Source organism: Hymenobacter sp. IS2118 (assembly GCF_000715495.1).
Lineage (GTDB): Bacteria > Bacteroidota > Bacteroidia > Cytophagales > Hymenobacteraceae > Hymenobacter.
In genome coordinates, this window is the sequence record NZ_JNLX01000148.1 from 105377 (window position 1) to 115924 (window position 10548).

At 60.8% G+C, this 10548-nt stretch carries 5 protein-coding genes and 1 pseudogene; 5 read left to right on the plus strand and 1 reads right to left on the minus strand.

Annotation, left to right across the window (positions count from 1 at the left end; all coding sequences use genetic code 11):
* Positions 1–141: 141 nt before the first annotated feature.
* Positions 142–657 (minus strand): DUF2911 domain-containing protein, encoded by a 516-nt coding sequence (locus GM79_RS14725; RefSeq protein ID WP_235184075.1) that lies wholly within the window; start codon positions 655–657, stop codon positions 142–144.
* Positions 658–973: 316 nt separating this feature from the next.
* On the opposite strand from GM79_RS14725, the gene rimP reads away from it, so the two are divergent.
* The 5 genes and pseudogenes from rimP to GM79_RS14750 all read left to right on the plus strand — a co-directional run.
* Positions 974–1444, plus strand: a complete 471-nt coding sequence (gene rimP, locus GM79_RS14730) for a ribosome maturation factor RimP (RefSeq protein WP_235184076.1) — start codon at positions 974–976, stop codon at positions 1442–1444.
* A gap of 149 nt (positions 1445–1593) precedes the next feature.
* Positions 1594–2826: pseudogene (nusA, locus tag GM79_RS14735) on the plus strand (transcription termination factor NusA); the annotation flags it as partial.
* 359 nt (positions 2827–3185) lie between these two features.
* On the plus strand, positions 3186–6260 hold the full coding sequence (infB, locus tag GM79_RS14740) for a translation initiation factor IF-2 (RefSeq protein WP_035565207.1): 3075 nt from the start codon (positions 3186–3188) through the stop codon (positions 6258–6260).
* A gap of 191 nt (positions 6261–6451) precedes the next feature.
* Positions 6452–9310: a 7TM diverse intracellular signaling domain-containing protein gene (locus GM79_RS23200; protein ID WP_161787186.1), complete on the plus strand. Its 2859-nt coding sequence runs from the start codon at positions 6452–6454 to the stop codon at positions 9308–9310.
* Between the two features lie 143 nt (positions 9311–9453).
* The coding region (locus GM79_RS14750) for an IS4 family transposase (RefSeq protein ID WP_035562703.1) at positions 9454–10548 on the plus strand (1095 nt) is incomplete at its 3' end.

Consider the following 10548-nt stretch of genomic DNA (forward strand, 5'->3'; position numbering starts at 1 on the left):
AGACTACAAAAGTCCGCAAAGAGTTTTGGAGTCGCCGGATTGGCTACCTGAGTTCGCCCAAAATGCAAAGAGAGGAACCCCAACCGGGCAAAAGTGCCGCGGTGTGGATTCCTCTCCCAGTCAGAAGGACAAGAGCCGTACCTACGACGCCTTGCTGGTCACCATCACGGGTACTTCCACGTTTTCCCAGCGCAACACCAAGCCCTTGGGTGTCACTTCATACACCAGCCGCTCGGCCATGGCCGCGGGTTTGCGGGGCGTTACCATTACGCGCAGGGCGTCCAGCTTCTGGTCGTACTTGTAGGCGCCCCACTGGTTCGGCTCTTTGTTGAAAATAACTGTCCACTGCTTTGCAGCAGTCGGAATCACGAAGAAACTGTACTTGCCGGCGGGCAGGGCCTTGCCTTCCACTATTACGGGCTTGCTGAATTCCACCGTGGTGGCCTCGTTGGCCCCGGCGCGCCATACTTTGTCGTAGGGCTCCAAACCGCCAAAAATGGTGCGGCCTTTCACCGCCGGGCTGCTGTAGTTCACCGTCACGTCGGCGCTGCCGATTTTGCCGCTGGCGGTGGCTGCCGGGCTTGGCTTAGCCTTTGGGGCCTCCGTTTGCGCATAAGCAGTGCTGGTGGTCAGCACCGTGGCCAGTCCGAACGCCACGTGGCGAAGTAGTTGAAGGGTTTGCATTTGACTTGTGGTTTGTCGAAAGTGAATAGCGAACCGCCTTTGCTGCCCGCGCCGTGAAACCCCGCTGAAGGGCTTGTGGTTTCAAAGTCAATAATTTGTAGCAGGAGTTGCGCCGTAGCCCTGTTCCCAAGCTGAACGGCCAGGGCGAACGGGGCGTGCTTCGCCCACCCACGGGCTCGTATTGCATTCCGCCGCCCCTTGTCGTATCTTTGCACCCGAAGTTGGTATTCGCTTTAGCAAAGAGGGGACGCGCAGTCCCCTCTTTTTTTGCCCGCTTTTTTCCATAGCCATGCATTTCGACCGTACCCTACTGCTGGAAATGCTCCAGGACGCCATCGGCGAAGAGGAGCTGTTCCTCGTGGGCCTCACCCTTTCCGATTCGGTGCTGCCGAAGGTGACCGTCACCCTCGACGGCCCCAATGGCCTGGCCATTCAGGCCTGCGCCACCATCAGCCGCCGCCTGGCCCGTCGCATCGACGAGCACTACGGCGAGGATTCTGCCTATTCTTTGGAAGTCACCAGCCCCGGCGCCGACCAGCCCCTCACCGACCCGCGCCAGTACACCCGGCACATCGGCCGTTCCCTGGCCCTGAAACTGGCCGACGGCACCGAGAAAACCGGCGTCCTCACCGCCGCCACCGCAGAAGGCGTGGAAATTGAGGAAGTCATCAAACAAAAAACCAAGAAAACCACCCTGCCCGCCGCCTTCTATCCCTTCGCGGATATCCAGGAAGCCAAGGTGGTTATCTCCTTTAAATAATCGCTGATTTGCGTTAATTCTGCTGATTTCATTGATTTTGTTCTGAATAAGCAAAGTGGGCAAAATACAGTAGAAATTAAGGGTTTTTGAAAAGGTAAAAACAACAAGAAATCAGCGAAATCAGCCTAATCAGCGTCAATCAGCGATTTATGAATAGCCACGAACTAATCGAATCCTTCGGCGAATTTGCCCGGAGCAAAAACATTGACCGGCCCACGATGATGAGCATCCTGGACGACGTGTTTCGCACGATGATTCGCAAAAAGTACGACCAGGACGAAAATTTCGACGTTATCATCAACCCCGATAACGGCGACCTGGAAATCTGGCGCAACCGCGAAATCGTGGACGATAACTCGGAGGACATCTGGGACCACGACAAAATCACCCTCACCGACGCGCAGAAAATCGAGCCCGATTTCGAAGTGGGTGAGTCCGTAGCCGAAGGCGTGAAGCTGGAGGATTTCGGCCGCCGCGCCGTGCTCATGGCCCGCCAAACGCTGATTCAGCGCGTGAAGGACCTGGAGCGCGATAACCTTTACCAGAAATACAAAGACCAGGTCGGCGAAATCGTGACCGGGGAAGTCTACCAGGTGTGGAGCCGCGAGGCCCTTATCATGGACAAGGACGACAACGAACTGGTGATGCCCAAGGGCGAGCAAATCCCCAAGGACCGGTTCCGCAAGGGCGACACCGTGCGCGCCGTCGTGCACCGCGTAGAGGTGATTAACGGCACGCCGAAAATCATTCTTTCCCGCGCTGCCCCGGCCTTCCTAGAGCGCTTGTTCGAACTGGAAGTGCCCGAGATTTACGACGGCCTCATCGTCATCAAAAACGTGGTGCGCGAGCCCGGCGAGCGCGCCAAAGTGGCCGTAGAAAGCTACGACGAGCGCATCGACCCCGTGGGCGCCTGCGTGGGCATGAAGGGCAGCCGCATCCATCCGGTGGTGCGCGAGCTGGAGAATGAGAACATCGACATCATCAACTACACCGATAACTTAGAACTCTATATTGCGCGGGCACTATCGCCGGCCAAAGTGGGTTCTATGAAGATAAACCAGGAGAGCGGCCGGGTTTCGGTGTTCATGAAGCCCGACCAGGTGAGCCTGGCCATTGGCCGCGGCGGTGCCAACATTAAGCTGGCGAGCCGGTTGGTGGGCATGGAAATCGACGTATTCCGCGAAGCTATTGACTATGAGGAGGATATTTCCTTGGACGAGTTCCAGGACGAAATCGAGCCCTGGGTACTGGCCGAGCTGAAGAAAATCGGTTTGGACACCGGCCGTGCCGTACTGGCCGTGAAGAAAGATGACATTGTGCGTCGCACGGAGCTGGAAGAAGAAATGGTGGACGACGTGTACCGCGTTATTCGCCAGGAATTTGCCGACGACGAAGACCTCGACGAAAGCTCGCTGGATGCCGCTAAAAAGCGCGCTGCCGGAGATGCTGCCCCCGAGGCAAAAACCGACGAAAAGGACGAAGAAGCAGCCGTTACGCATGCTTCCGAAGCCGAGACTACCCCCGAACATACCCCTTTGGAGGCTGAAATGACCGAAGAACCCAAAGCAACTACTGAGGATGCGGGCGCAAGCTCTCCCGCCGAGCCAGCCCAATGACGGCCGCGCGGCCGGTACGGCAGAGGTAACAAATCGTGTCAGTTGGCGCGGTTTACGCCCTGCTGGCAAGATTTAATGTAATACCTTTGCACTTAGAAGCGTATCGTACGCGAGTAACAGATAGAATGGCGGAAGCAACCCCGAAACGGCTACAACAGGCGGCCAAAGACCTGAATATTGGAATGGACAGGGTGGTTGAAGCCCTGGCCAAGAAAGGTATACAAGTAGAGAACAAGCCCACCACCAAGCTCACTGGTGAGCAAGTGGCCTCGCTTGAGAAGGAATTCGCGGCCTATGCCCATGACCGGCAGGAGGCTCAAAAGGTCATTCAGGACAAGCGCCAGAGTGACCTTGACGCGGCTCCCAAGCCTGCTGCCCCGGCTCCGCGTTCGGTGCCGGCAGCTGCTCCTACTCCCAAGCCGGCTGCGCCCGCTGCCCCTGTGGCTGCGGCACCAACCCCCGCGCCCGCTCCAACCCCAGTAGCTCCGGCGGCTCCCGTAGCCGTTGCACCAGCTCCTGCCCCCGCACCAGCTCCCGTTGCGCCAGCCGCTCCAGGTCTTAAGGTAATGGGCAAAATTGAGCTGGACAGCCGCGGTCGGGTAGTGGCACCCAAGCCCAAGCCTGCGGAAACGCCGGCCACGGTACCAGCTCCTGCTCCGGTGGCTTCAGCTGCCCCCGCTCCGGTGGCAGCAGCGCCTGCTCCTAAAGCGGAAGTGCCCGCTGCTCCGGCCCCGGCCCCTGTGCCAGCCGCTCCGGCAGCTACGCCAGTGGCAAAAGCCGAAGCAGCGCCTGCTGCACCAGTAGTTGCTCCTGCACCGGTCGCACCCGCTCCGATTGTGCAGGCTGCTGCTCCGGCCGCACCTGCTGTTGCTGCTGCGCCTGCCGATAGTGGTACGCCCGAAGATACCAGCACCATTGTAGCCAAGTCGGACACGCTGAAGGGCCTCACGGTACTCGGCAAAATCGATTTGTCATCTATTAATAACGACCGTCGTGGTCCGGGTGGCCGCGGCCCTCGGCCCATTGCCTCGTCGGATGTGAGCAAGCGGGGGTTGCCCGCTGGTGGTCCGGGCCAGAAGAAGCGCACGCGCTTGCCTGGCCCTCCCGGCAGCACTACCTCGCCGCCCAGCCCTGGCTACCAGGGCAACCGCCCGGCGGGTGCTCCCGGCCAGGGTGGCGGCTACCAGGGCAACCGCCCCGGTGGTGGCCCCGGCCAGCGCCCCGGCGGTCCTGGTCAGCGTCCTGGTCAGTCGGCTCCCAAGGTTAACGCGCCTGCCCTCACCCCTGAGCAGGCTGAAAAGCAGATTCAGGAGCAGATTAAGGCCACGCTGGCCAAGCTCGGCGGCAACAAAGCCACCGGCCAAGCCAACCGCGCCAAGTACCGTCGCGACAAGCGCAGCATGCTGGCAGAGGACCGCGAGGCCCTGCGCGCGCAGAACGAGCTGGATGCCAAAACGCTGAAGCTCACCGAATTCATTTCGGCGCACGACCTGGCCTCGCTGATGGACGTGAACGTGAACGAGGTAATTAAGGTGTGTTTGGGCATGGGCATGTTCGTGTCCATCAACCAGCGCCTCGATGCTGAAGCTATTACCGTGATTGCCGACGAATTCGGCTTTGATGTGGAATTCCTGTCGAAAGAAGAGGAAGAAATCAGCATCGATGCCGGCGACGACGAAGCCGACCTGAAGCACCGCGCTCCGATTGTGACCATCATGGGCCACGTCGACCATGGTAAGACGTCGCTGCTTGACTACATCCGCGACGCGAGTGTGGCCAAGGGCGAGGCCGGCGGCATCACGCAGCACATTGGTGCCTACGAGGTGCGGACCAAATCGGGCCAGCCCATTACGTTCCTTGACACGCCAGGTCACGAAGCCTTTACGGCCATGCGTGCCCGTGGTGCCAAGGTGACGGACATCGCCATCATCGTGGTAGCTGCCGACGACTCGGTGATGCCGCAGACGAAGGAAGCCATCAACCACGCGCAAGCGGCGGGCGTACCGATTATCATCGCCCTCAACAAGATTGACAAGCAGTCGGCCAATCCCGAGAAAATCCGTGAGGAGCTTTCTCAGATTAACATTCTGGTGGAAGAATGGGGTGGCAAGTACCAGAGCCAGGAGGTTTCGGCCAAATCGGGCATTGGTATTGAGGAGTTGCTGGAAAAGGTGTTGCTGGAAGCCGAATTGCTCGACCTGAAAGCCAACCCCGACCGCGGCGCCATTGGTACCGTAATCGAAGCCTCGCTGGACAAAGGCCGTGGCTACGTAACCACCGTGCTGGTGCAAACCGGTACGCTGAACGTGGGCGACATCATCCTCGCTGGCCCGCACTTTGGCCGTGTGAAGGCCATGACCGACCACCGCGGCAAGAAAATGAAAACCGCGCCGCCCGCTACGCCGGTGCAGGTGCTCGGCCTGACCGGGGCCCCCCAGGCCGGCGACCGCATCCAGGTGATGGAGACGGAGCGCGAAGCCCGCGAAACCGCCACCCAGCGCCTGCAACTGGCCCGCGAGCAGACCATCCGGACCAAGAAGCACATTACGCTGGACGAAATCGGCCGCCGTTTGGCTATCGGTTCGTTTAAGGAGCTCAATATTCTGGTGAAAGGCGACGTGGACGGTTCGGTGGAAGCACTCTCCGACTCGCTGCTGAAGCTGAGTACGCCGGAAGTGAAGGTGAACATCCTCTCGAAAGGGGTGGGCGCTATCTCGGAAAGCGACGTGCTGCTGGCCTCGGCTTCCGACGCCATTATCATTGGTTTCCAGGTGCGGCCCTCGCAGAGTGCCCGCAAGCTGGCCGAGCACGAGCAGATTGACATCCGCCTGTATAGCATCATTTACAATGCCATCAACGAGGTGAAGGATGCCATGGAAGGCATGCTGGCCCCAACGGTGCAGGAAGTGGTGACGGCCAACGCCGAAGTCCGGATGGTGTTCAACATCACCAAAGTGGGCTCTATTGCCGGCTGTATGGTGACGGAAGGCCAGTTCCAACGCAAGACCCGCGTGCGGGTGGTGCGCAACGGTATTGTGCTGCACACCGGCGAAATCCAGGACCTCAAGCGCTTCAAAGACGACGTGAACGAAGTTCGCCAAGGCTACGAGTGCGGTATCTCCATCAAGAACTTCAACGAGTTGCAGGAAGGCGACAACATTGAGGGCTTCGAGGAGAAAGAAATCAAGCGTACCCTGTAAGTACAGGGTGCTGCTGCCTCAAACAACGAAAACCACTCCGACTGTCGGGGTGGTTTTTTTGTTTCTGCCAAACAATTATAACTTGTTCAATATATAGACTTGTATTAAATAGATTTACGGGCGCATAGAATGGCGCTGCTTTGCTTGTGCTTATGCGGCATATTTTACTGTCAGGGCTTCTGATTTGCTGCTTGTTGTGGTCACTGCCGGCCGTGGCAACGGGCCCGTTGGCTTTGCGCGATACGGCCTGCAACTACCAGCTGGGCCGTTATTGCAGTATTCTGGCCGTGCCGCGCGGCGACGCCAACAAAGAGCTGACGCTGGCCCAGGTGCGCCGTCTGGAGTGGGCCAACCGCTTCCGGCCGAGCCCGCGAGATGTGCCTACCGTGCCCGGCAGCAACGTGGACGTGTGGCTCCGCTGCGAGCTGCGTAACCTGGCCGGACCCAATACCAGCTGGCTGTTGCGGTCGGACCAGGCTTATGACGCTTTTTTGGTGGGCGAAGATGGCCAGGTTCGGCCCTTGGAGCAGGTGCGCGACACCTTCCTATTTGCCAGAACGCATGTGGTGCCCGACCGGCGCTACAATATTCGGCTGCCGCTGCCGGCGGGCCGCCCCGTTACGCTGTACGTGCATACCCGCGCGGGGCTGATGCAGTTCAGCATTATTGAAAAAGACCACCTGCGGCAAAGCGTGCGGCTGAACGACGTGGGGGCGGCGTTCTATTTCGCTACCCTGCTGGCGCTGCTGTTCTACAACCTGCTGCTGTTTTTCTCGGTGCGCGACCGCAGCTACCTCTATTACGTGCTGTTTGTGGGCAGCTTCGGGGCTTTGCAGCTGGTGCTGATGGGCTACGATACGCTGCTGCCCGCGCTAGCACCGCTGCGCGACCTGATTGAAGTGACGTTGATGGCGCTCACCTGCATTTTTAGCATTCTCACGGCGCGGGCCTTTCTGGAAACGGCCCGGCTGGTGCCCCGGCTCGATGGGGCCTTGCGGGTGGTGATGGAGCTGGCCCCGCTGCTGGTGCTACTCATTCTGATAGACGGCCTGGGCCGGTTGGCCGGCTTCTTCAGCTACTTTTTGCCGCTGAGTACCGTGGCCGTACTGCTCACGGTGGGCGTGGCGGTGCTGCGGGCGGGCTTTCGGCCGGCCCGCTACTACCTGGCCGGCTGGGTGCTGCTGATGAGTGCCATCGTGCTGTACTTTCTGCGCAGCCTGGGGGTAGTGCCGGTCAGTTTTTGGACGGAGAATGGCGTGCGCATCGCCTCGGCGCTGGAAGTCATCCTGATTTCGCTGGGCCTGGCCGACCGCATCAACCTGGCCCGGCGCGAAAAGGCGCTGGCCCAGGCCGAAGCCCTGGCCGTGGCCCGCGAGAAAGAGGAAGTGCAAAGCCGAGCCAACCACGACTTGCGCCAAGCCTACGATGAGCTGCAAGCCAGCCTGGCTACCACCGACCACCTCCAGGAGCTGGATGAAGTAAAAACCCGTTTTTTTACTAATATCAGTCACGAGCTGCGCACGCCCCTCACGCTTATTATCAGCCCCCTGGAACAGATGCTAACTGAGCCGGCCCCGCGCCCCGAAGTGGCTCCCATGCACCGCAACGCCCGCCGCCTGCTGCACCTCATCACCCAGCTGCTCGATATTGCCCGCCTCGAAGCCGGCAGCATGACCCTGATGGCCGCGCCCACCGACCTGGCCCGCACCGTGCGCGCCACCGTGGACGCCTTCGCGCCGCTGGCCCAGGACCGGCATGTGGTGTTGGACTTAAGCACCGCCGAGCCGCTGCCCACAGAAGCCCCGTTGTACGCCGACGCCGACAAGCTGGAACAGATTCTCTATAACCTACTTAGCAATGCACTGAAATTTACCCCGCCTGGCGGCCGGGTGGGGGTGGCGGTGCGCTACGTCGCCGGCTACGCCACGGTAACAGTGCGCGACACCGGCATTGGTATTGCCCCAGAGGAGCTGCTGCGGGTGTTCGAGCGTTTCCACCAGGCCGATGCGGGGCGCACCCGGCAGCGCGGCGGCTCGGGCGTGGGCCTGGCGCTGGTGCGCGAGCTTGCGGCTCTGCACGGCGGCACGGCCACGGCCCGTAGCACGGTGGGCGAGGGCAGCACTTTTGTCGTAAGCCTCGCGTTGGGCACGGCGCATTTAGCGGGCCATGATATCGGTCCTGCGCTGGATGCAGCGGACGAAGCTTCCGCCCGCTGGCTGGACGCTATGACCGACGAGCTGGTGGCCGAAGCCCACGAAATGCCTGTGGCCGATGGCCCGGCCGAAGCCGACCCACGCCCGCTGGTGCTCATCGTGGACGACAATGCCGACCTGCGCGACTACCTGCGCCAATGCCTGCAGGCCAACTACCGCCTGCTGCTGGCCGCCGATGGCGAACAGGGCCTGGCCCGCGCCCAGGCCGCCCTGCCCGACCTGGTGCTGAGCGACCTGATGATGCCCGGCATGGATGGCCTGGAGCTGTGCCGCCGTCTGAAAACCGACGAGCGCACCAGCCACATTCCGGTGGTGGTGCTCACGGCCCTCACCAACGAGGCCAGCCGGCTGCGCGGTTTCGAGCACGGCGCCGACGACTACCTCACCAAGCCCTTCCGGCCGGCCGAGCTGCTGGCGCGGGTGCGCAACCTGATTGCGGGCCGGCAGCAGCTGCGGCAGCGTTTCGGCCGCGAGGTAACCCTGCAGCCGCGCGACATCAGCATTACCTCGGCCGACGAGCAGTTCCTGAACCGGGCGCTGGCGGTGGTGGAAAACCACCTGGCCGAGGCCGAATTCAGCGTGGAGGATTTTGCCGCCGAAATGGCGCTGAGCCGCATGCACCTGCACCGCAAGCTGAAGGCGCTGACCGACCAGTCGACGGCCGAATTTGTGCGCACGCTGCGCCTGCGCCGGGCTGCCCAGCTGCTGGCCAGCCACGCCGGTAGCGTAGCCGACGTGGCCTACGCCACCGGCTTCGGCAACCTCTCTCACTTCGCCCGCTGCTTCCGCGAGGAGTTCGGGCAGGCGCCCTCGGCCTACGCGACGAAGGGCGCTTAGCGCAATTTTTGGGGGCGCATACGGGGTGTCACTGAAGAAAGGCGACGTATAAAAAATCACACTCTACCCTACTAAACTTTAGGGCATAAAAACGGGGCAGTCCGACCTTTGGGGTTCCTACACACCATTGTCCGTCCTGCCCCGTGAAGCCAAGCCTCATTGCCAAAATTACGACGCTTTTGCGTCGCGTCCAGCTAGTGCCCCATCTGTCCCGGCAAAAGTTTGTCAGCCAGTTTGTTATCGCCCTGCTCAAAAGCCGCAACGTCCAATTTTGCGAGGTAGCCCAGCACCTGAATGACGCGGTGAAAATCGCTTCGAATGAAACCCGCATTCAGGACTTTTTTCGGCAGGTGGACCTGAATTATCTGGTGCTGGCCCACCTGCTGCTGCGCTTGCTGCCCGCCACGGGCAAACTGCGCCTGTGCCTGGACCGCACCGAATGGGACTTCGGCCGCTGCCAGGTCAATATCCTGCTCGTGACCGTAGGCCGAGGCGACTTTCAACTGCCGCTCTATTGGGAACTGCTCGACAACCGCAGCGGGAACTCCAGTGCGGCCGACCGTATTGCCCTGCTCAAAATCTGCGTACAGGTGCTGGGCCGCGACCGCATCGGGCTGGTGGTGGGGGACCGGGAGTTTGTGGGCCATGTCTGGCTTAACTGGCTACGGAAGAATAAATTGCCTTTTGTAATGCGCCTGCCCAAGCACCACCAAATCACCTTTGCTAGTGGCCGACGGCAGGCCGTCACGGCCCTGGGCCTTGCCGTAGGGCAGCAGCGGCATTTTCTGCATTGCCAAGTGGCTGGGGTCTGGGGACAGGTCTGGGTCAAGCGGCTGGCCGACACGGAGTTTCTGTTTCTCTTCGCCGCGCCCGGCTTGCGCAACCTGGGCGGCCTCTACGCCAGCCGCTGGACGATTGAGCAGTGCTTTCAGAACCTGAAAGGACGCGGCTTTAACCTGGAAGCCACCCACTTATGCTGCCACCAGAAGCTGCGCAAGCTCGTGGCTCTGGTCAGCCTGGCCTACGCGCTATGTCTGGGCGTGGGCACGATGGCCCACGGCAAAATCAAGGCCATTCCACGCAAAAATCACGGCTGCCGGGCCACAAGCCTGAGCCGCTACGGACTGAATCTGTTGCGCCAGCTCACGCGGCCCCACGCCCAGCCACAAGAGCCGGTGGCCCGTAAAATCATGGCCCTGCTAGACTGGTTTATTCGGCAACTTACTTATTATCAAATC